Annotated in this window: 16 protein-coding genes and 2 pseudogenes; 8 read left to right on the top strand and 10 right to left on the bottom strand. The window is 42.5% G+C overall.

The genetic code is table 11. The annotated features are described in order from the left end of the window. Window positions 1–157 precede the first annotated feature (157 nt). The 5 genes and pseudogenes from MKY50_RS03760 to MKY50_RS03740 all read left to right on the top strand — a co-directional run bounded on the left by MKY50_RS03760 (window position 158) and on the right by MKY50_RS03740 (window position 3,763). The gene (locus MKY50_RS03760) at window positions 158–2,026 is read left to right on the top strand and encodes a T7SS effector LXG polymorphic toxin (RefSeq protein ID WP_341116187.1); all 1,869 of its coding nucleotides are present in this window, start codon (window positions 158–160) and stop codon (window positions 2,024–2,026) included. Between the two features lie 24 nt (window positions 2,027–2,050). Next, window positions 2,051–2,257, top strand: a complete 207-nt coding sequence (locus MKY50_RS03755) for a bacteriocin immunity protein (protein WP_095714359.1) — start codon at window positions 2,051–2,053, stop codon at window positions 2,255–2,257. 217 nt (window positions 2,258–2,474) lie between these two features. Then, window positions 2,475–2,910: pseudogene (locus MKY50_RS03750) on the top strand (immunity protein YezG family protein). Window positions 2,911–2,983: 73 nt separating this feature from the next. Next, window positions 2,984–3,379 carry an immunity 22 family protein gene (locus MKY50_RS03745; protein ID WP_341116184.1) on the top strand — a complete coding sequence of 132 codons (396 nt, stop codon included), beginning with the start codon at window positions 2,984–2,986 and terminating at the stop codon, window positions 3,377–3,379. Window positions 3,380–3,463: 84 nt separating this feature from the next. Then, on the top strand, window positions 3,464–3,763 hold the full coding sequence (locus MKY50_RS03740) for a hypothetical protein (RefSeq protein ID WP_341116183.1): 300 nt from the start codon (window positions 3,464–3,466) through the stop codon (window positions 3,761–3,763). A gap of 833 nt (window positions 3,764–4,596) precedes the next feature. Here the strand turns inward: MKY50_RS03740 and MKY50_RS03735 are convergent. The 5 genes from MKY50_RS03735 to srfP all read right to left on the bottom strand — a co-directional run bounded on the left by MKY50_RS03735 (window position 4,597) and on the right by srfP (window position 13,211). After that, a complete protein-coding gene (locus MKY50_RS03735; RefSeq protein WP_200878692.1) occupies window positions 4,597–5,679 on the bottom strand; it encodes a restriction endonuclease in 1,083 nt (360 codons plus the stop codon). Next, window positions 5,660–6,808, bottom strand: coding sequence for a DNA cytosine methyltransferase (locus tag MKY50_RS03730; protein WP_048655145.1), 1,149 nt, complete (start codon window positions 6,806–6,808; stop codon window positions 5,660–5,662). The genes MKY50_RS03735 and MKY50_RS03730 overlap by 20 nt, the downstream gene beginning before the upstream one ends. A 371-nt stretch (window positions 6,809–7,179) precedes the next feature. Beyond that, window positions 7,180–8,562 carry a 23S rRNA (uracil(1939)-C(5))-methyltransferase RlmD gene (rlmD, locus tag MKY50_RS03725; RefSeq protein WP_341116182.1) on the bottom strand — a complete coding sequence of 461 codons (1,383 nt, stop codon included), beginning with the start codon at window positions 8,560–8,562 and terminating at the stop codon, window positions 7,180–7,182. Window positions 8,563–8,817: 255 nt separating this feature from the next. Further along, complete coding sequence (locus MKY50_RS03720) at window positions 8,818–9,729, bottom strand: diacylglycerol kinase (RefSeq protein ID WP_003233894.1); 912 nt, start codon at window positions 9,727–9,729, stop codon at window positions 8,818–8,820. A gap of 323 nt (window positions 9,730–10,052) precedes the next feature. Then, window positions 10,053–13,211 carry a surfactin resistance protein SrfP gene (srfP, locus tag MKY50_RS03715; protein WP_014479080.1) on the bottom strand — a complete coding sequence of 1,053 codons (3,159 nt, stop codon included), beginning with the start codon at window positions 13,209–13,211 and terminating at the stop codon, window positions 10,053–10,055. A 131-nt stretch (window positions 13,212–13,342) separates the two neighbouring features. On the opposite strand from srfP, the pseudogene MKY50_RS03710 reads away from it, so the two are divergent. Continuing rightward, window positions 13,343–14,240 (top strand): annotated as a pseudogene (locus tag MKY50_RS03710) (TetR/AcrR family transcriptional regulator). Here MKY50_RS03710 and gatB read toward each other — a convergent pair. Genes gatB through gatC form a run of 3 tightly spaced genes read right to left on the bottom strand, consistent with a single transcriptional unit; the run spans window position 14,227 to window position 17,434 of the window. Beyond that, window positions 14,227–15,657, bottom strand: coding sequence for an Asp-tRNA(Asn)/Glu-tRNA(Gln) amidotransferase subunit GatB (gene gatB, locus MKY50_RS03705; protein ID WP_003219444.1), 1,431 nt, complete (start codon window positions 15,655–15,657; stop codon window positions 14,227–14,229). The pseudogene MKY50_RS03710 and the gene gatB sit on opposite strands and share 14 nt — an antisense overlap. A gap of 13 nt (window positions 15,658–15,670) precedes the next feature. Further along, on the bottom strand, window positions 15,671–17,128 hold the full coding sequence (gene gatA, locus MKY50_RS03700) for an Asp-tRNA(Asn)/Glu-tRNA(Gln) amidotransferase subunit GatA (protein WP_003242878.1): 1,458 nt from the start codon (window positions 17,126–17,128) through the stop codon (window positions 15,671–15,673). A gap of 15 nt (window positions 17,129–17,143) precedes the next feature. Beyond that, window positions 17,144–17,434 (bottom strand): Asp-tRNA(Asn)/Glu-tRNA(Gln) amidotransferase subunit GatC, encoded by a 291-nt coding sequence (gene gatC, locus MKY50_RS03695; RefSeq protein ID WP_003219442.1) that lies wholly within the window; start codon window positions 17,432–17,434, stop codon window positions 17,144–17,146. A 413-nt stretch (window positions 17,435–17,847) separates the two neighbouring features. Here gatC and opuE point away from each other — a divergent pair, with 413 nt between their 5' ends. Together opuE and MKY50_RS03685 are read left to right on the top strand one after the other, a co-directional pair. Next, entirely contained in the window at window positions 17,848–19,326 is a 1,479-nt protein-coding gene (gene opuE, locus MKY50_RS03690; protein ID WP_003242814.1) for a proline transporter OpuE, read from the top strand. Window positions 19,327–19,431: 105 nt separating this feature from the next. Next, the gene (locus MKY50_RS03685; RefSeq protein WP_010886431.1) at window positions 19,432–20,130 is read left to right on the top strand and encodes an MgtC/SapB family protein; all 699 of its coding nucleotides are present in this window, start codon (window positions 19,432–19,434) and stop codon (window positions 20,128–20,130) included. A gap of 37 nt (window positions 20,131–20,167) precedes the next feature. On the opposite strand, the gene MKY50_RS03680 is transcribed toward MKY50_RS03685, so the two are convergent. Next, complete coding sequence (locus MKY50_RS03680; protein ID WP_080265320.1) at window positions 20,168–21,178, bottom strand: phosphotransferase enzyme family protein; 1,011 nt, start codon at window positions 21,176–21,178, stop codon at window positions 20,168–20,170. Window positions 21,179–21,339: 161 nt separating this feature from the next. Beyond that, the gene (locus tag MKY50_RS03675; RefSeq protein ID WP_003242795.1) at window positions 21,340–22,530 is read right to left on the bottom strand and encodes a CamS family sex pheromone protein; all 1,191 of its coding nucleotides are present in this window, start codon (window positions 22,528–22,530) and stop codon (window positions 21,340–21,342) included. Window positions 22,531–22,542: the final 12 nt, after the last annotated feature.

The raw sequence follows: 22,542 nt of genomic DNA, 5'->3' as shown, positions 1-22,542 counted from the left end.
TCCCCTTTTTATTGATCTATCATTATCTTATCAAAACCGTGCACTTAGACACATGCCAAATGACTCATTTTTCCACCAAAACACGTTCTCACACCCACCATCATCCCACCCCGTGGTAAAATTTTGATATTGAGTGAACAAAAGAAGGGAAATGGTCATGAAAGTATTTGAAGCGAAAACACTGCTTTCAGAAGCGGCAGACCGTGCAAAAGAGTACAAAGAACTAAGAACGCAAATGGTTAATTTGAGAAAAGCATTAAAAAGCGTCGCTGATCTCAGTGACAGTGAATTCTCAGGTAAAGGCGCCAGCAATATCAAAGCCTTCTACCACGACCACGTCGGCGTCACCGACCAATGGATCGACTACATCGACATGAAAATCGCATTTTTCAACAGTATCGCCGGAGCCGCCGAGGACAAAGGCCTCTCTCACGCATACATCGAAGAATCTTTCCTGGAGCATGAACTGGAAAATGCGCACAAAAAATCGAAATCCATCATGTCTGAACAGAAAAAAGCGATGAAAGATATCTTAAACGATATCGACGACATCCTCCCGCTCGACCTGTTTTCAACAGAAACCTTCAAAGACGAGCTGGCATATGCCAACGACAAACGCAAAAAAACACTGGAAAAATTGGACGCCTTGGACGAAGACCTGAAGACAGAATACGCCCTGTCAGAACCAAACGAACAATTCATCAAATCCGACTTCCAAAAGCTCCAAGAAGCAACAGGCAAAGGCAAAAACGCCACACCCATCCACTACAACGCCAAGGCTTACCGTGAGAGCGACATACATAAGAAAAAAGGCGACATTGAAACGCGGACTGAGGCTTACTTGAAGATTAAGAAAGAGGAAGCGAAGGAACGCGAGATTGAAAAATTGAAGAAAAAGCTTGCGGATGGGGTATCTGACCCTGATAAATATTTAGAAATTGCGAAGAAGATTGGGTATGAGAACCTTGAGCCTGCACAGTTACAGTATGTGGTGCAGCTTGAGCAAGCAAAACAGCTCGAAGAAGTTGGTGAAACCACATGGGAAGTTCTGAAAGGAGTTGGAGTCGGTCTCTACGATGTCGCTAAGGATACTGTGACTGGTGTTAAAGATTTAGCTGTCGGGGCGTGGGAGTTTTCCCAGCTCTCCGAAGAACAAAAATTAGCCAAAACAATTTCAACTGTATTGAAGACACCTTCCTATGCAAAAATCATATGGACAAACATAGCAGATTCATGGAATGATAAAATGGTTAACGGTGATGCATACTCACGATCTCATTATATTACCTATGTGGTCGGGAGCCTCGTCGGACTAAAAGGTGCTGGCTCTGTTGCGAAAGTAACAAGTAAACTTGGTAAAGCAGGTGCTGCCAAAGTCGATAAAGTGCTTGAAGCTGGAGAAAAAGCGGCTACTACACATGTAAAGACAGGAATAGAAAAAGGAAAAAACTTCATCAATTCTTTTCCTAAAAATGAATATGAACCTGCCCTTGTAGGAATAGCGCAAGACATTGGTAATACTCACAATGTTAAGAATACCCCCTTATTAGAGAAGATTATAGAAGAAACTAAAGAATCTAGCATTCTATTCACCAAAAGAAACATCCCAGGTGTAGCAACTGGTAAAGTAACTCCAAGTAGAGGGCTGCAGCTTCAAGAAAGACTGATGTACAACAATGGTAAATTAGGGGTTATTCCTCAAGAAGTACGCAAACAACTTCTTGGGAAGGAGTTCAAATCATTTGATGAGTTTAGAAAAGAATTCTGGAAATCTGTAGCCAACACTGAATATGCAAATGAATTTAATAAAAATAATATAGCTAGAATGAAAAATGGGAACTCCCCTATCGCACCTAAAAAAGAGCATTATGGTAAACATAAGTCATATATTTTACACCATAAACAACCTATTGATAAAGGTGGAGATGTGTATAATTTAGATAACCTAATTATTACTTCTCCAAAAATGCATCAGGAGATACTAGATCCAGCTTATCATTTCGGAAAAAAAGGAAGTAAAAACTAAAATAAAGAAAAGGAGAATAAACCCTTGAATAAAATGTCAAAAGAAGAATTAGTCTCATTGGTGAAAAAAATTATGAATCCTGAATTAGAAGATGAGGTTATTGGTAAATACATCGATTTATTAGAAGAAAATGTCCCTCATCCTGCACCAAGTGATTTAATTTTTTGGAGCGAAGAAGAATACACAGCCGAGCAAATCGTGGAAATTGCTCTTAACTATAAAGAAGAGTAATCACACTATAATCCGTAACCTTCAATAACAATCAAGATGTTTTGTCCAATTAGAACCTCAATAGGGACATTTTAAAGTTTTCATATTATTATGCTTATACCGATGGACTTAAAAGGTACCCTCAACGCCCAAGTAGTATGAGGATCTATAAATCAAAGATAGCTCTTCTATACTGGGCTATTTTTGATTCTGGAGGTGCTTTTATGGAAAAGAAAAAATGGGCGTATTATATCAAAAAATAGCGGAACAAATTTATGAAATGATTCCAGCAGAATGGAATAAAGTTACTCTATACGTAGAGCTTTTTAGATGACTCTAGAGAAGTATACTTTTTCTTTAATACAAAAAAATAGTGAAGAGTTCATTTATTCGCATGACATTCCCGAATATTATCAAGTAAGTGCACAAATTTATGATAACTTGTTAATCAATCTACAAGATTTATTTGATGAACTAAGGGATGAATGGAAAGCGAATAACTCAGAGATGTGGACTAACCTACTGGAAAATTTTCAATAGACTATGATTATGAAAATGTTATTGAATCAACGTTAGACGACTACCAAAGACAAATGATCTGGGAATACACTAACTTGGGTATTTCCCCTATGGACAAAGAGGTTGAGGAATTTGTAAAGAACTATCTGAATTAGTGATGACGTTTACATCTGATGCAATTTTCATTACCCTCTTTTGAACCATTTTGCTTGAGTAAGGGGTGAAAAATTGGAAAAACAAAATTTTGTATCGCTTTGGATAGGGTACATAAAAAAGTCATCCTCTTTAAATGATTACGTTAACCTAAAATACAATGAAGAAGAAGGTGATTTTCTTCCTTCCCAATTTTTAATTGATTTTGATATAGATATCGATGAATTAGATGAAGATTTTATAGAAAAAGTCGCACATGTAAAAAATTGTAATAATTTATCTGAACTAATTGGCGGCTGTTCGTACGATAGTGTCATCTTACCTCGATTTGAGAACATAGTAGGTACCGCAATTCCTGAACAAATCAATGCTGCTGTTCTTTTATATAATTTTAAATATGACGGCAGGGAGAAAGAAATAAACGATAAAAACTATTCATTTAAATTTATTGGTGCAGTATCCTATGTTTAAGTAAAAAATTCTAAATAAATATGAAGCCCTCTTACTTGAGGGCTTTATTTTTATCTCATCTCACTTTATAAAAGGAGCATCACCTTGACAGTAAGAAAAGAATTAATAAAACAAATCAATTTAACAATCACAGTAATAAAAACAATAAATCAAAAGAATCCACCTCCAATGGTGAAAAACATATTAAAAAGGTACGAAGAGACAAATGAATTTATCCTTCAATCATCGGATGAACAACTCGAAGAAGACCTCTCTAAAGTTAAAAATAAACTAGATATTCTGACAAGAGGATATCTAGAATCAGCTAACGACTACATGAATCCGATGCTCAGAGAAATGCATAAGACAGAAAAGCTTTTAAAAGAATATGATGAACTGGATTAAATACCCAAATCCCAAATTCATGAATAGAATTACACTACCCCTTCAAAAAAACTAACGCAAAAGCCCAAACTTCCATTTGCGGGACTTCAACAAAAATTTTTCTAAAAGAAAAAGATGGTCTCTAAACTTTTGTCTGGCTTATTTAAGCTACTTACCTCACAAAAAACTTATTGATTTTTTGTAACTAGAATTTTTTAATAATTCAAGAATGGAAATCTCTATCTAGTATTTTCAACAAAAATATTTCGGGAGATTACAATAAATTATATTTTATTGTAATCTCCTTTGTACTGTAACTAACCAATATTTATGTAGTATCAAAAAGACAGTGATTGACCGTCCCCTGCCTTAATAATTTTTCTTTTTTGGCAAAACGCACATTTACTTGGTGCTACTAAATTTTTATTTGAGCAAGTCTTTAGTGCACATCGCATAGCTATTATAAAGTAATCGTTTATGATTTGGTAAGTCCTTAGTTATTTTCTTAGGGATTCTTTTGACATAAATATTCTTCCTCACTCATACAGCTTGACCTACCACCGTTTATGGTTATTAATGTGTACAAAAGTGTAATAAAGAATTACCCCTTATTTTCTTTATCCCTTAGAACTAGTAGCATATGACATGCTACTTTTGTATAACTCTACTTCATTATTGTCTTTGTTGCTACTTCTTAATAAAGAATCAGGTCCCTATAAAAGATTACTTACATTTATTGTGTCTTCATTTATGTTCAAATGTCTAACAATTCTATTTTAAATCCAATTCCCAAGAAAATATAATAATCTCTCATCTTTTATATTCACCAGTCACATATCGTAGCTCTATTAATCTTACCCCAATAAGCCAATTGTTGGTTCCATAAAGCTATCCAGAAACTCTTCTGTCACTCCCCGTATTTTTCTCCTTTGACACAATGAGTACAATTCTTCTACTGCTGAATAAGGGAAATATCGGACATTTAATTCGTGAAACTGTGGCCGATTCGCTTCCCTTAATACTTTGCTACGATCCTCATCAGGTGCGACGATGACATATCTTGTAGGAAATGGTGGCAGTGCCTCTTGAAGTCCTTTCATTCGGGTTAGGCCACTTGTTACACCTGTACTGTGTTCAACTTCCATGACAGCAGGCATTAATTTCCCATTTTTAAACCAAATGCAATCTATTAATTTAGCTGCATTATACGCACCATCAAATGCTGCAATTAATCTTTCATCCTGTAACGAATTTACTACTCCAGACATTTCCCCAACCCGCTTGTTGTTATACATAATTCCTTTATCATTTTGAGCTATCCATGTACGAAATCCTAATTGTTGGCCGATCATAATTAAAGCTACTTGAATCTGCGAATGACGTCTTTTAATTTCAATATCAATTTCATTATGAACAATTCCCTCTGGTAGAATCAGCGAATCGTAAAATGCATCTGCATTTGGGATTTCCGATATAACAATATCCGTTTCGATTTGTACCATTAATCCTAGTTCGTGAGGTCTTTCAGGGCACCACATAAGATGCTTGTGTCCATTCCTTATAGTAGAATTCGACATGGTACTTTCAATTCGTCCTGGATAACAATAGTAAAACTGTGGTGTGTGGGCGATAAGAGCCTCCAATACCGAGCGGGTGTTATAACTGCCACCTAAAACACGATCTAAGTTAATTGGTTGGTTCGGAAAAAAAGCGTTGGCGACTCTCCATATCATTTCAGCTGAAATAGATTCATCTTTAGCTGTAAAAGGTGTCCCTCCTTTACTTGGATCATAACGTTTAATAACAATAGGTCCTTCTGGCTTTGTAACACTCACTATTTTAATAAGACCTTTTGTTCTTGGATTGATATATGGGAATGATCTATTTTTCGGCAATTGATCAATATAAGCAACAATGTCAGCTGCGGTTAATCTCATTTCTCTTGTATCCCCCTAAAAAATCCTTAATGGTTTCTGCAATTCCCAAAGATGCTAAATATGGAACTCCATTCCCAACCGTTTTAAAGGCATCAGTTAAAGAAATATCCGTCGGAATTTCAAAATTCTTTGGTAATGACTGTATGGCTAATGCTTCTGCTACTGTCAGCCTTCTAGCTTTGTACGGATGTAAATGAACTTCGTTATTCCCGTATGCAGCCGTAGGTGAATATCTCCAGCGATGAAGGCGTTTGTAGGATTTTTTCGAGTCATCACCCTCTTCAATAACAAGAAATTTGGCTAAACCAGCCCTTGGAGTGAAAAATTGTTTGCTATTTGGATGATTGTCTACATCATTCTTACGGAACCAATGCTCAACAGTTAATTCCTCAATAATATCTTCTGGTTTTGGTATTACTGAATCCTCCTCAAATTCATTCACTATAGGCCAAGGGATATTTTCGATTTTTTCCATAGAGTATTTCAAATGATTCTCCCAAGGGAAAAGACCGTTAGGAAGAATGGCATCGATACCTTTATCTTCAATGTTGTAACCCACTTGATCTAATAGTTCACGTCGGAAACCAAGCAAGATAATCCGTTCCCTATGTTGAGCTGAGCCATACTCTAGAGAATTAATTAATCTTTCCGTTGTTACGTATCCATTTGCATGTAACTTACTTTTCATTTCTTCAAAAAACTCTCTATGTCTCTTGGTTCGCCATAATCCCTTTACATTTTCAAATAAGAAAAATGAAGGTTTATGCTGGCATATCAAATCCACATAGGTCCCTGACAGCTTTCCATTTTCTCCTTCTCTTCCTCTGTTCTTACCACCGACTGAAAAATCAGGACAAGGAGGTCCACCGATAAATCCAAAAACGCTATTTTCAGCCTTAATTATGTCTATATATTCACGTAAATGCTCTTGCTCTAGTAATTCCGTTATATCACCATTGTGGTAGCCAAACCGTGGCTCTTCTATTTTAAGCATGTTTCTAGAATGTTTGTATGACTTTAAAAACGGTGTATGAATTTCATTTACATACACTACATCGAAACCGCTATTTTCAAATCCAAGATCTAAAAAACCTGAACCTGAAAAAAACGAAAATATTGGGTAACTCATTTTATTTGCAACCTTTCTGCATCTAATAATTGTGTTTTTGGCTATATCGAATTATATCATATTAGTACATTTTTTAATGTAAAAACAAAACAGGCAGTGCACTGTTTTCTTCAAGTAAACTAATGTATACATCACTATATCTTGTAAAGAAAGAAAGGAATGAAGTAGTAGAGAATCTTTAATCAATATTTGCGGACATACCATAGAGTAATAAAAGAAGGCATCAGAAACTATAGAGGATTTTTATTAAGGATTACGGATACATTAATTTCAAGTATTAAATCCTAATAATTCCACACCACATAATAGAAAGAATTGAAATAAAATAGATGGAGGCCCAGAATCGATAAAAGGTTCTCGGGCCCCTCTGCCTATTCCTTAATATTCTCTATCAACACACAGCACTCCACATGATTCGTATGCGGAAACATATCCACAGGCTGCACTTCTCGCGTCGCATACCCGCCATCCTCAAGCACCCGTAAGTCTCTCGCAAGCGTGCCAGGATTACAGGACACGTACACCACCCGCTTCGGTTGCATCTCCACAATCGTCCGCAGGAGGGCTTCGTCGCAGCCTTTTCTTGGCGGGTCGACGACTAGCGTATCTGCTGTGATGCCTTCTTCGTACCACTTTGGAATCACGGTTTCCGCTTCTCCAACAGCAAACTCTGCGTTTGTGATGCCGTTTAATTCTGCGTTTCGTTTCGCATCTTCAATTGCTTCCGGTACAATCTCTACACCGTACACTTTTTTCGCCTGCTTTGCCAGAAAGAGAGAAATTGTACCGATGCCGCAGTAGGCGTCGATGACGGTTTCTTCACCTTGAAGCTCCGCGTATTCCAGCGCTTTGTCGTAGAGCACCTTTGTTTGCTCCGGGTTCACCTGATAGAACGATCTGGCGGAGATGGCGAATTTGACGTCTCCGATGAGGTCGTAGATGTATTCTTCGCCCCAGATGACGTTTGTTTCGTTGCCAAAAATGACGTTTGTTTTGTTTGGGTTGATGTTTTGCACGATGGATTTGACGTGCGGGAATTGCGCTGTGATGTCTTCGATGATCTTCGCTTTGTGCGGAAAATCGTTCGTTCTTGTGATGAAGACGATCATCATTTCGCCCGTAACAACGCCGTATCTGACCATGATGTGTCGGAGCCAGCCTTTGTGGCGTTCTTCGTTGTAGGCTTTGACGCCGTAGTTTGCGCAAATGTCTTTGACGGCTTGGACGGCTTCGTCGTTTTTGGATTGCTGGATCAGGCAGGCGCTCATATCGATGATGTCATGGCTTCTTTGCTGATAAAATCCGGCGACGAGTCCGCCTTCCCGTTCTCCTACCGGCACCTGTGCTTTGTTTCTGTAGTTCCAAGGGTCTTCCATGCCGAGTGTCGGGTGCACGGTGACTTTTGAAAGGTCCAGCTTGCCGATGCGTTCTAAGACGTCTTTGACTTGTTTCTGTTTAAACAGGAGCTGGCCTTCGTAGGTCATGTGCTGAAGCTGACAGCCTCCGCATTGCTTGTAAATCGGGCATGGGGCGTCCGTTCTATGCGGGCTTTCTTCCTTCAGCTCAATCAGGCGGCCGAAGGCGAACCCTTTTTTGACACGTGTGACTTTGATTTGGGCTTTTTCCTCCGGCAGGGCGTTCGGCACGAAGATCGGAAAGCCTTGGACCTTTGCGACACCCGCTCCTTCATGTGTCAAATCCTCAAATGTCACATCGTAGTATTCATTTTTTTCTACTGGGGGTTTCATTTTCATCTATAATCACCTCTAGTTTTAAGCGAAAGAAAAACTTGGCCTATTCAAGCCAAGTTTCAGCGTGTAGGCAAACCTTCGCATTCGTTGTCAGGCCTGTGCTTCGGTGCTCACGAATTCAACATTCGCTGTGCTCCGATGCTCGCCCTTCCTAGACTTCAAAGGTTTTCAATCACGCTGAAAAGATGACAAAATCCTAAAACGAAAACTGTTTTAGGATTTTGTCAACATTCTGAGCTTGGCTTACCAAGCCAAGTTTTAGTCATCCAACTGTTCCGCTTTCTCCTTCGGCATGACGACGTGAATGTGCCGGTACAGATTCACGAATTCGCCCGGCAGCATGCCGCCGTACTCGCCGTCCAGGTTCAGCTGCATCTTTTCTGATACATTGACTTTCACGCGGTTCGCTTTTGTATAAATAATGTGCTGGTCGTTGATGTGTTCGCCGCGAAGCGCCATCGTGGCGACCCTGATAAATTCAGCAAGGTTTGCTTTCTTTAGTATCATCAAATCAAACATGCCGTCATTCAGGCTGGAATCCGGCGCGAGCTTTTCGAACCCGCCGACGGAGTTTGTCAGCGTGACCAAAAACAGCATGATTTCACCTTGAAACAGCTTGCCGTCATATTCAATCTCGACTTCTGTCGGACGAAGTGAAGGCAGCATTTCCATTCCTTTTAAATAATAAGCAAGCTGGCCGAGCATTGTTTTGAGTTTGCTTGGCACGTCGTACGTCAGCTCCGTCAGGCGGCCTCCTCCGGCGATATTGATAAAATACTGGCCGTTGACCTGTCCGATGTCAATCGGGCGGGCAACGCCGTTAATGACAGTATCTGCCGCTTTTAAAATATCCTCTCGCGGAATGCCGAGCGCTCTGGCGAAGTCGTTTGTTGTGCCGACTGGAATGACACCGAGTGTCGGACGGTTGTCTAAAGGCGCAAGCCCGTTGACGACCTCGTTGATCGTTCCGTCTCCGCCTGCCGCAATGATCAGGTCAAACTCACGCAATGCCGCTTCCTTGGCAGCGTGTGTAGCGTCTCCTGCGCATGTCGTCGCATGGGTGGAGGTTTCATAGCCGGCTTGTTCAAATTTTTGCAGGACCTGGGCAAGATGCTTTTTAAAGATCTCCCGTCCTGAAGTCGGATTGTATATTATGCGTGCACGTTTCATTATCTCATCATCCTACTTAAGAGTATCCGATCCATTTTTACACTAACAACCTTTAATTATACTATGAGTTAAAAAAATCGCAACAAAATGTACATAATCTTACAGGTGAAAACGCACAAAAGCTCAAAACTGATTCTTGTTTTGAGCTTTTGTCATCCTTAACATTCTTTCAGCTTGATTGAAAACCCTTGTAGTCTAGGAAGGGGGAGCATTGGAGCGGAGCGAATGTAGAATTCGTGAGCACCGACGCGCAGACCTGACAACGAATGCGAGGGTTTTTCAACAAGCTGAAAGCCTCAGCAGAGCTGAGGCTTTTAGTTTTTTTACTCTTCTTCCGTTCCCGGTTTTTTCTTGCGGAACTTCGCCAATACTTCATATACGATTGGCACGATCAAGAGCGTCAGAAGTGTTGAACTGATTAAACCGCCGATAACTGTGACGCCGAGTCCTTTTGAAATGACCTGGCTTCCGCCTTCGAAGCCGAGGGCTAATGGAATCAAGGCGCCGATTGTCGCAATGGCTGTCATCAGGATCGGACGGAGTCGTGTAGAGCCGGCTTCCAGGAGCGCTTCTCTCGTAGACAGGCCTTCCGCTTCCTTATGAATCACGCGGTCAATTAAGACAATGGCATTCGTGACAACGATACCGATCAGCATGAGCATACCGATCATTGCGTTCAGACTGATCGTTTCACCTGATACGTAAAGTCCGACCAGTGCACCGATGACTGTGAACGGCAATGAGAACAGAATCGCAAATGGCGCTAGTGCTCCGCCAAATGTAATCACGAGCACAAGGTAAACGATCGCTATTGCTGCCAGCATCGCTAAACCGAGCTTCGTGAAGGAATCTGCAATATCCGCGGATACACCGCCTGTGTCAATCGATACGTTATCAGGATGGTCTAGCTTATCGATTTTCTTCTGGATAGCAGCTGATACGGCTGTGACGTTGTCAGATGTAACCTCACCTGTGACATCCGCATAGACTTTTCCGTCACGTTTTGACACGGTATCTGATGTTGATCCTTCCTTCACTTTTGCCACATCGCCGATTTTGACTTCCTGGCCAGTCGCGGAAGTGATCTTTTTATTCTCTAAATCTTTCACACTCTTATACTCGTCTTTTTCTGTCTTAATGTTCACATCAAGCTCTTTGCCGTCTTTTTTCACAGTGGTGAGCGGTTCTTGCGATGTTTGTGACATTAAGGCCTGAGAAATTTGAGACGCGGTTAAACCGAGCTTGCTTAGTTTTTCTTGGTCAGCGACAAATGTGTACTCATCATATGTGCTGGAAAGGCCTGAATTTACGTTTTTCAGATCCTTTTCATCTTTCATGATTTTTTCAATGTCTTTGACCGTGTCTTTAATATCGTTTTCAGAATCACCATACACATAGTATGTTAATTCGTTGTTATTGCCTGAAGAGCTGAAGTCCTGTGACTTCCATTCTCCGCGGTCAGATTGCTTTTGGATTTCCTTCAGAACGTTATCTTTTTCTTTATCAAAGTCAGGTGTGTCGCTTTCATATTTGATATAGAATAACGCGCCGTTAGAATCTCCTCCGGCAAGCGGGCTGCCAGAGCCTAATGAATACTGAACCGTATCGACATGCTTGCGGTCAAGCAGGATTTTTTCCGCTTTTTCAGCTTCATTTTCGGCTTCTTTTTTCGTTTCACCCGGTTCTGGGCTGTATGTGAGCTGCATCGTTTTTTCTTCCTCGGACGGCAGGTAGCTGGCACCGATTAACGGTACGAGGAACAAGCTTCCAAGGAGCATCAGAACAGCGATGATAGACGTGATCCATTTGTGGCTCAGCGCCCAGTTCAATACTTTTTTATAGATGTTTGCAAGTCTGCCAGGTTTGTGTTCTTTCGCTTTAATCGGCGCACCGGTTAATGATTTTTTGAACAGGCTGTGTGCAAGCATCGGCACAAGCGTGATTGAAATCACTAGGGATGCGGCAAGCGCAAAAACAATCGTTAAGGCAAATGGAATAAACAATTCACCGATTTGTCCGCCTACAAGTGCGAGCGGCAGGAATACCGCGATTGTCACGATCGTCGATGACATGATCGGTTTAAACATTTCCTTCGTCGCTTCACGAACCAATGCTTTTCCGCGGAGCGGCTCATCTTTGAGTCTCATGCGGCGGTAAATGTTCTCGATGACAACGATGGAGTCATCGACTACACGTCCGATGGCAACGGTCATTGCGCCGAGCGTCATAATATTCAATGTGATATCAAGCTGCTGCAGCACAAGGAGTGCGATCAGCAATGATAATGGAATTGAAACAACAGAAATTAATGTTGATTTGATATCTCTTAAGAATAAGAGAATAATCACAATCGCAAAAATAGCACCGAAGATGGCTTTGCTTAACATCGTGTCAACTGACTGTGTGATCGGCTCCGCCATGTCGAGAGTTGCGCTGTAATTGAAGCCTTTATGGTCTTCTTTGAACTTCTTCAGCTCAGCTTTGACATTGTCGGCAACCTCTACCGTATTCGCATCGTTTGCTTTGACGATGTTGATGCCGATGCTGTCTTTGCCATTTGTGCGTGAAACGGATTCAGCTTTTTTCACATCTTTAATTGTAGCAATGTCAGAAAGCTTGACTGTCGGCACTGCTGTGCTTGCGCTTTGCTGCGCCTGTGCTGCCGCTTGTGCGCTTTGGGCTGCTTGAGCACTCTGCGCACCCGCTTGAGATGCTGCGCTGCTGCCTGCACTTGAAGCAGATGCCGTCGGGATTCTCATATTCTTCAAATCTTTAATTGTTTCAATATCGCCGCTGACGACGACAGATTTTTCTTCATTTCCGAATGTGTACAATCCAAGCGGAGTTGTCACATCTGAACCTTGAATCACTTGCTTGACTGTATCTTCATCAAGGCCGTATTCCTTCAGTTTGTCTTCTTTGAAAGAGAATTCAACCTCTTCCACCTGCTGGCCTGATACTTGGACGGACGCAACGCCTTCTATGCCTTCAAGTTTAGAAACGAGGCTGTCCTCCACTTGTTTCGTCAGCTCTTGCAGATTATCTTTATCACTGGACACGCTCAGCGTCAGAATCGGGAATGAGTTCAAGCTGTAGCGTGAAATCTCCGGATCTTTCGCGTCATCAGGCAGGTTGACGTTTTCTAACGCTTCAGCTGCTTCTGTTTTCGCTTTGTCCATATCTTTCTCATAATCATATTCAATCATGACCGACGATGCGTTTTCATAGGACGTCGACGTCACAACGCTGACACCGTCCAAGTTCTGTACGGCTTGTTCAACCGGTTTGGTCACTTCATCAGCCACTTGGCTTGGTGTTGCACCCGGATATGTCGTGCTGATCGTCAAGTAAGGCATGTTCACGTCAGGAATAGACTCTTGCTTCATATTCATACCCGCATACAAGCCGGCTGCCGTTACAATAATCGTCATCAGCCATACGGCGAATTTGTTTTTCAGAACGAAATTAATAACGTGGTTCATCATATCCTCCATTACATTTTTTATTGACTGACTGGTCATTCTATATAATACTAAACGTTATAACGCAACAACGTCAACTCATATACCAGAAAATTTTACTAAATTTTTCAAGGATTAAGGGGAAGCACGTCATGAATGAAAAAAAAGAGAGAATCATAAAAACCAGCATTCGTTTATTTGCGAAAAAAGGATTCGCAGCTACGACGATCCAAGAAATCGCCAGTGAATGCGGCATTTCGAAGGGCGCTTTTTATTTGCACTTCAAATCGAAAGAAGCGCTGCTGTTATCTGCCTGTGAATATTATATCGGTATGTCTATGAACAAAATGAAAAATATAGAAGAAGATCTCGCCGGAAAGCCCCCTAAGGAAGTGTTAAAAAAGCAAATTGGCGCTCAATTTGAGGATTTTCGCGATCATAAAGATTTTATCGTTCTTTTGCTTACCGAAAATATCATTCCGGAAAATCAAGAAATCAAGCAATACTTTTACAAAGTAACCATGGAGACGGATAAGCTGTACCGGAACGCCTTGCTGGTATCCTATGGCGAAGGAATCGAGCGGTATGTCGCAGATCTGTCCATCATGGCAAGAGGCATTGTGCATTCCTATATGAACGTGATGGTATTTAACGGTGAGCTTAATATCGATGCAGAAGAAATCTCAGCCTTTATTATTGAGAGACTGGATGATCTTGTACAGGGGCTGAGCCGTTCTGCACTCAATCCGATTGTATCAAAAGACATTTTCAACCCGATGCCTGCGGGAAAAGACCAGCTGCTTGAGGACATTCAGAAAGTGAAAGAAAACAGCACGCTGCCCGAGGATATCACCGTGTCACTTGATGTTATCGAGGAAGAATTGACTCAGGATAAACCGCGCAAGCCGATTATTAAAGGCATGCTGTCCAATTTGACCGGAACCAACGACAAAGAAGTTGAAAGGCTTCGTGCTCTCATCTCTGTCTTTATCTCAATTTGACCATAAAAAAGCAGCCTCTAAGGGCTGCTTTTTTATTAGCGTTTTTTAATTTCTTCAAGCAGAATTTTGTTGACCATCGGCGGGTTGGCTTGTCCTTTGGACGCTTTCATAATCTGTCCGACTAGGAAGCCGATCGCGCGGTCTTTTCCGTTTTTAAAGTCTTCGATTGATTGAGGATTGTTGTCAAGCGCCTCAGTGACAAGCTTCAGAAGCACGCCTTCGTCAGAAATCTGAACAAGGCCTTTCTCTTTCACAATCTTCTCAGCGTCGCCGCCTTTTTCAATCAATTCTTTAAACACTTTCTTCGCGATCTTAGAAGAAATGGTTCCTTTTTCAATCAATTTGATCATGCCGGCAAGGCCTTCAGGTGTCAGGGCAACGTCGGCAAGCTCTTTTTGTTCTGCGTTTAGGTAAGCTGACACTTCACCCATCAGCCAGTTAGACGCTTGTTTGGCTTCAGCGCCTTTTTGAACGGTTTCTTCGAAGAAATCAGCCATTTCTTTTGTCAGCGTCAGAACCATCGCGTCATATGCAGGCAAGCCAAGCTCTTCGATATAACGCTTGCGGCGCTCATCCGGAAGCTCAGGAATGCTTGCTTTTACGCGTTCCTTCCATTCATCATCAATGTAGAGCTCGACTAGATCTGGCTCTGGGAAGTAACGGTAGTCGTCAGATCCCTCTTTGACACGCATAAGAATGGTTTTCTTCGTTGCTTCATCATAACGGCGAGTTTCTTGCTGGATGACGCCGCCGGAAAGAAGAACCTGCTCCTGGCGTTTTTCTTCATGCTCAAGGCCTTTTTGAACAAACGCAAAGGAGTTCAAGTTTTTCAATTCCGTTTTTGTGCCGAATTCCTCTTGGCCGATCGGACGAAGAGAGATATTGGCGTCACAGCGAAGTGAGCCTTCTTCCATTTTACAGTCAGAAACACCTGTATATTGGATGATGGATTTCAGCTTTTCAAGATACGCGTACGCTTCTTCCGGCGTGCGGATATCCGGCTCTGATACGATCTCAACAAGCGGCGTTCCTTGGCGGTTGAAGTCAACAAGAGAATAGCCGTCGCCTGTGTGTGTCAGTTTTCCGGCATCTTCTTCAAGGTGAAGGCGCGTGATGCCGATGCGTTTTGTTTTGCCGCCGACTTCAATTTCGATCCAGCCGTTTTCACCAATTGGCTTATCAAATTGAGAAATCTGATACGCTTTCGGGTTGTCAGGATAGAAATAGTTTTTGCGGTCAAACTTCGTATCCGTTGCGATCTCACAGTTGAGCGCCATAGCGGCTTTCATTGCGAATTCAACGGCTTCTTTGTTCAGAACAGGCAGGACGCCCGGATATCCGAGGTCAATGACGCTTGTCTGCGTATTCGCCTCCGCGCCGAATGGCGTTGGAGAGCTTGAGAAAATTTTTGATTTTGTTTTTAACTCAACGTGGACTTCAAGTCCGATTACCGTTTCAAAGTTCAATTCTTTTCACCCCTTACAGTTCAGGTTTTGCTTTATGATGGTCTGTCGCTTGTTCAAATGCATGAGCAACGCGGTATACAGTGCTTTCGTCAAAGTGTTTTCCGATGATTTGCAGGCCGAGCGGAAGTCCGTCTGCTAATCCGCATGGCACGCTGATTCCCGGTACGCCGGCAAGGTTGACCGGAATCGTTAGGATATCGTTTGCGTACATTGTGAGCGGATCCTTCGTGTTTTCACCGATTTTAAACGCAGGTGTCGGTGTAGTCGGTCCAACAATAACATCATATTTTTCAAATACGTCCTCGAAATCCTTCTTAATCAACGTACGCACTTTTTGCGCTTTTTTGTAGTACGCATCGTAGTAGCCTGAGCTTAAAGCAAACGTTCCGAGCATGATGCGGCGTTTGACTTCATTTCCGAAACCTTCAGCGCGCGTTTGCTTGTAAAGGTCGATCAGGTTATCAGCATTGTCTGTGCGGTAGCCGTAGCGGATGCCGTCAAAGCGTGCAAGGTTCGCTGACGCTTCAGAAGATGACAACAGGTAATATGTGGCAAGCGCGTATTTACTGTGCGGAAGAGACACTTCTTCCCATGTAGCGCCGAGGCCTTCAAGGACTTTCAGCGCTGCCAAGACAGATTCTCTCGCTTCTTTGCCGACACCTTCACCAAGGTATTCTTTCGGAACGGCGATTTTCAGTCCTTTGATGTCGCCAGTTAATGAAGAAAGAAAATCAGGCACGTCCACATTTGCACTCGTGGAGTCCATTTTGTCTACGCCGGAAATCGCTTGAAGTAAAAACGCGTTATCCTCAACCGTACGTGTAATCGGCCCGATTTGGTCTAATGAAGACGCAAATGCGACCAGACCGTAACGAGATACACGTCCGTATGTAGGTTTTAATCCGACAACGCCGCAGAAAGATGCCGGCTGACGGATGGAGCCGCCTGTGTCAGATCCAAGAGAAAACGGAACTTCTCCCGCAGCAACCGCAGCTGCAGATCCGCCGCTTGAACCGCCGGGAACTGTATCCAGGTTCCAAGGGTTTTTCGTCAGCTTGTAAGCTGAGTTTTCTGTAGATGATCCCATGGCGAATTCGTCCATGTTCAGTTTTCCGATTGTGACCGCTTCAGCGTCTTGAAGGCGCTGAACGACAGTAGCATCATAGATCGGATCAAAGTTTTCGAGAATTTTGCTGGAGCATGTTGTGCGCAGCCCTTTTGTTACGATATTATCTTTTACGCCGATCGGCATACCGAAAAGAAGACCGTGCTCAGAACGCCCGTCAACCGCCTCATCAAGCTCCTTCGCGTATGCGCGCGCTCTTTCTTCATCTAATGCCAAAAAGGCTTGTACCTTATCATCAACCGCTTGGATGCGTTTATAAGATTCGTCAACCAGATCAGAAATCTTAATCTCTTTTTTATGTATGAGCTGTTTTAATTCTGTGATTTTATGATCAAATAATGACATTCTTGTGTCCCTCCTTTAGTCCAGAATTGATGGCACACGAATATAGCCGTCTTTATGGTCAGGCGCATTTTTCATGACATCCTCAACCGGAAGACCTTTACCCGCTTCATCTTCTCTCATGACATTTTTCATTTTCAGCACGTGAGTTGTAGGCTCCACATTGTCTGTGTTAACCTCATTAAGCTCCTCAGCAAATGAAATGATACTGTCGAGCTGTTCAGTGAACATTTTTGCTTCTTCTTCAGTAATCGCAAGTCTTGCAAGGTGCGCAACGTGCTTTACTTCTTCTATTGAAATTCGTGACATATGATCCACCTCCACATATTTCTCCGTTAAGTCATATAATACTGATCATATCAAAAACAAGCCCTTTAAAGCAACAAAACGCCTTAAGACAGGCCTGTGTTTTCGAAACAATACCCTATATATTTTATACTAAAATGAGGCGAAGGAGAAACGAAATATTTTTCTGAATATTTTTACTTTAATTATTTTTTGAAAGCGTTTTATTCTTTATTCCCTTCTAGGTTTGCAACGGTATTTCTCGCTCATGATCAAGGTTTCATCGCTTGAATGGCCGGGAATACTTTGTTAGGTTAAGTTACCAAGTGCACCCGCAAAAGAATTTCTTTTGCTTTGCACTTACGCCAGGCTGCTTAACTGGCACCATCAATTTGAGAGGTGATGCAACATTATTAGAAATGAAGAGAGGGTAAAACGTGAGTATTGAAATTATTATATCTTTAGGAATTTACTTTATTGCCATGCTGTTAATCGGCTGGTATGCATTCAAGAAAACCACTGACATCAATGATTACATGCTTGGAGGAAGAGGCCTCGGACCATTCGTTACTGCTTTGTCTGCCGGCGCGGCCGATATGAGCGGATGGATGCTGATGGGTGTTCCCGGCGCGATGTTTGCGACAGGGCTGTCCACCTTATGGCTTGCTTTAGGTCTTACAATCGGGGCGTACTCAAATTACTTGCTGCTGGCTCCAAGGCTGCGTGCTTATACAGAAGCGGCAGATGATGCGATTACAATTCCTGATTTCTTTGATAAACGATTCCAACATTCTTCATCACTGCTGAAAATCGTATCTGCATTGATCATCATGATCTTTTTCACATTGTATACCTCTTCCGGTATGGTATCTGGCGGACGGCTGTTTGAATCTGCTTTTGGTGCGGATTACAAATTAGGCCTGTTTCTGACCACCGCAGTTGTCGTGTTATACACACTGTTTGGCGGTTTCCTTGCTGTCAGTCTGACTGACTTCGTGCAGGGTGCGATCATGTTTGCAGCACTAGTGCTTGTGCCGATCGTTGCTTTTACCCATGTGGGCGGCGTTGCTCCGACTTTCCATGAAATCGACGCTGTTAATCCACATTTATTGGATATTTTTAAAGGCGCGAGCGTCATTAGCATTATTTCCTATTTAGCCTGGGGGTTGGGCTACTACGGCCAGCCTCATATCATCGTCCGATTTATGGCCATTAAAGACATTAAAGATTTAAAACCTGCACGCCGAATCGGCATGAGCTGGATGATCATTACAGTTCTAGGTTCCGTGCTGACGGGTTTAATCGGTGTTGCATACGCCCATAAATTCGGAGTTGCTGTAAAAGATCCGGAGATGATTTTCATTATCTTCTCTAAAATCTTGTTCCACCCATTAATTACAGGGTTCTTATTGTCAGCTATTTTGGCTGCCATCATGAGTTCGATTTCCTCACAGCTCTTGGTCACAGCAAGTGCAGTGACAGAGGATTTATACCGGTCATTTTTCAGACGAAAAGCTTCTGATAAAGAATTGGTCATGATCGGGCGATTGTCCGTCTTAGTCATTGCCGTTATCGCGGTACTCTTGTCATTGAACCCGAACAGCACCATTCTTGATTTGGTCGGATACGCTTGGGCCGGCTTCGGTTCAGCTTTCGGGCCTGCGATTCTGCTCAGTCTATATTGGAAGCGAATGAACGAATGGGGCGCGCTTGCTGCCATGATTGTCGGGGCTGCGACCGTGTTGATCTGGATTACAACCGGCCTGGCAAAATCAACCGGTGTGTACGAAATCATCCCTGGGTTTATTCTCAGTATGATTGCCGGCATCATTGTCAGCATGATCACAAAACGTCCTGCAAAAGCCTCTTACCGATTATTCGGTGTCATGGAAAAGCTGTTAAAACGCAAAAAGTAAGCAATAAGCCATCAAGCGCAGCTTGGTGGCTTTTGTGCTCTTGTTTTGCTATAAATACTGTGAGAAAATCATATTTATTTAAAAACACCATAGAGAAGGGGGAAGTTGCTGTTGAGCTGGTATATTGATCCTGATATTTTATTGAAATTGGGCATTGCCACATTGATTGGCATGGTCATCGGGCTTGAACGCGAATTAAAAAATAAGCCGCTCGGATTAAAAACCTGTATTGTCATCGCAGTCAGCTCATGCATGCTGACGATCGTCAGTATTAATGCGGCATATCATTTCCCTAAATACTACCGCATCATGATGGATCCGCTTCGTCTGCCGGCACAAATCATCTCCGGCGTCGGGTTTATCGGAGCCGGTGTCATCCTGCGAAAAAGCAATGATGTCATTTCCGGCCTGACGACATCGGCCATGATCTGGGGGGCAGCGGGGCTCGGGCTGGCTACGGGAGCCGGTTTTTATAAAGAAGCGTTTGCCAGTCTTCTGTTCATCCTGATCAGCGTGGAATTTCTCCCATGGGTGGTCAGAAAAATCGGCCCCGACCGCCTGCAGGAAAAAGACATCCGCATCAGAATGTCACTTTCTGATAAAGACAAAATGACAGAGATTTTAAAAGAAATGAAAAGAAGAGATATCAAAGCACACTCCGTTCGGATCGACGACCTAGGCGAAAAGGATTTTCCAATTATGGAAGTGAAGGTCCGCGTCCATAAAAACAGATACACGACCGATGTCTACTATGACATTAAAGCCATTGAAGGCGTAGTCGGCGTGAAGTGTGATACATTATAAAAGCCAATGGGACTGGAATCCCATTGGCTTTTTCTATCTACACCAGTGCTGAAAAATCAAATGCTGTAATCGGCGTGCCATTCTCTATATCTCTTCTGAAACCGGCCAGCATTTCTTTTTCCTCTTCTCCTATTGTGTTAAGGTCAAACATCTGATGCAGCAATCCGTAAATCAGCATATGGCGAAGGCGGAGGAAATCAGGTATTATCATCAGCCATGCAGGGTCAAGCTCATTTTCCTCCCAGTACCCTTTCATAAAATGCGTCATAAATTCTTCTGTAAACGCAGCTTTATCATCATATGGCACAACAGGATACCACAGGACATTGTAGAGAAGAATGCTAATATCGTTAACAAACCAGTTGTAGCCGATATCATCAAAATCAAATGCCGTGATTTTGCCATGATCCCAGTTAAAATTGCCATGGTGCAGATCCGCATGCACCAAGCCATAGCTGTCCTGGCTTTTCGGGAGCCTCCGCAGTTCATTCATCAAAGAATCGGCTTGCTGAAACACCTTTATCTGATCTTCAGGCACATATTTTCTCAGCTTTAATTGCTCCTCTTCATCCCATTCCTGTCTTTTGAAAGCGGGATTGCTCAATTTGTAGCTTTTTGTCAGGCTGTGCATGCTGCCTGTGTATCTGCCAAGCTCATAAAATAGCGTTTCATTCCAGTCCGATTCATCCACTTTTTGCCCTGGCGCTTTCTCATACACTCTCAATAAAAATGACCCGCCGTTTCCGTCCGGCACTGCTTCTACGTCTTTTCCGTTCAGCGACGGGAGCGGTTTGGCTACTGAAATTCCCCCTATTGCAAGGTGACGGAGCCATTCCATCTCTCCCATCATATAATCAGAAGATCTCCGAATCGTATGGGTAATCTTTAAAATATAAGGTTGATTGTCTTTCATACATTCATATACATAGTTTTCCGCATCAGCCAGAAAACGCACCTGATCTTTTGAGAAACCGTATCTCGCTGCAGCTTCTGCCAAAACCTGCTCTTCATGAAATATTTTTTTGATATCTTTATGCACGTCTAACATCCTTTCATTGCTATAGATTTGATAATGATTGTTTTCACACGATTTCCAGCATCAACATACCTCCCCTTGATTTGTGTTTCGGCAGAAGTGAAAATAATTTCCCTTTTCCTGTTAATTGTAACATAAAAACCCTTGTGCCAATATGGCACAAGGGTCTTCTATCAGTCATAAATGTGAACAGTCGGCTCTTTATCTCCGGCATTGCGGATAATGACCGCTTCCTGTCCGTCTGAGGACGTGATATTGACTTCGACATCAACTGAGCTCTTAGAGTAGTAGTCCATCACTTCACCCGTTAAGAACTGGGTAAACGCGACAACTTCACTTTTTCCATAGAATTGCATTGGTATGTCAATCTTCATTTTCTTCATTTCATCATTTTCATACAGCGCTGTACCGACAACGCCTGTATAGTTTGGGAAATATTCTTCAATTGAGTTTTTGAACCGCTTAAAGACCTCGGTGTCATCCGGGTACTTTTCTGCTGTGGTTGTATCCGCCGGATAGAATACATATTTTTCATTGATGTCATCCCAATTTGAGATATCAGTAGAGCCTGCTTTGACCTCTGTTTTGGCGATGAAGTTCCCCGGCACAATCGATGTTTTTGACGCCTGCTTGTAGAGCGCGACGGTAATCGGCACATTCTTCAAGTTATCTTTTTTGCGGAGGCGGTTAATAACCTCCTGTGCAATTTTTTCTCCCTGCTGGCGAAGCGTGCTGTCTTTAATCTCCACTTCTTTTTGCGGGTCGCCAGTTTTTTCACGATAGTAATACACTGAGTTTAACGCCAGTCCGATCATGACGCCGCCAAGCTGGATAGAATTCTTGTCTTTTCTGACTAAATAATCGTGCTCAAGCATGGATGCTAAATAAATTGGGCTGCTTTCGTTCTTTTCTTCTGTTGAACCAGAGCTCGGGAGCGCCGGGTTCAAGCCTTCATTTTTGAAGTTTTTATCTTCTTTTTCGGCTTTTTTCAAATCAGAGCCCGTTTTTTTCCGTGCCAGCCAGCTTAATACTGTATCCTCATCTAAATATTGTCCTTCTTGGAACAGATAATCGTCAGTCGAGAAAGAATCTTGGGCAAGACGCATCAGCCCTGTTTCAAACTCGTCAATGTCCAGCCTAGTGTTCAGCTGTTCCGTTGTTAAGCCGCGCGCTTTGCCTGCCTTAAACGGCAGCACCATTTTGTAATAGGAGTCAGAGATATTATATTTCGGGACAATCGCTTTTTCTGACGATTTCGCCGTCTTTTGCGTAATCTCTTCCTCCTTCTCCCCCCCGAAACCTGACGAGCAGGCAGACAGCATTAATACTGCCGCCGTTGCCGCCAATGCCAACGTCTTTTTCAATAGAAAACACTC

The sequence above is a fragment of the Bacillus sp. FSL R7-0685 genome (genome assembly GCF_038002425.1).
Classification (GTDB): Bacteria; Bacillota; Bacilli; order Bacillales; family Bacillaceae; genus Bacillus; species Bacillus subtilis.
This window is presented reverse-complemented; position numbering and strand designations above follow the sequence as displayed.

Bases quoted from the DNA above. Each gene is read 5' to 3' on its own strand.
- MKY50_RS03760 (WP_341116187.1), top strand. From the start codon at position 158: ATGAAAGTATTTGAAGCGAAAACACTGCTTTCAGAAGCGGCAGACCGT.
- MKY50_RS03735 (WP_200878692.1), bottom strand. From the start codon at position 5,679: ATGAGATTAACCGCAGCTGACATTGTTGCTTATATTGATCAATTGCCG.
- MKY50_RS03730 (WP_048655145.1), bottom strand. From the start codon at position 6,808: ATGAGTTACCCAATATTTTCGTTTTTTTCAGGTTCAGGTTTTTTAGAT.
- rlmD (WP_341116182.1), bottom strand. From the start codon at position 8,562: ATGAAAATGAAACCCCCAGTAGAAAAAAATGAATACTACGATGTGACA.
- MKY50_RS03720 (WP_003233894.1), bottom strand. From the start codon at position 9,729: ATGAAACGTGCACGCATAATATACAATCCGACTTCAGGACGGGAGATC.
- srfP (WP_014479080.1), bottom strand. From the start codon at position 13,211: ATGAACCACGTTATTAATTTCGTTCTGAAAAACAAATTCGCCGTATGG.
- gatA (WP_003242878.1), bottom strand. From the start codon at position 17,128: ATGTCATTATTTGATCATAAAATCACAGAATTAAAACAGCTCATACAT.
- gatC (WP_003219442.1), bottom strand. From the start codon at position 17,434: ATGTCACGAATTTCAATAGAAGAAGTAAAGCACGTTGCGCACCTTGCA.
- MKY50_RS03680 (WP_080265320.1), bottom strand. From the start codon at position 21,178: ATGTTAGACGTGCATAAAGATATCAAAAAAATATTTCATGAAGAGCAG.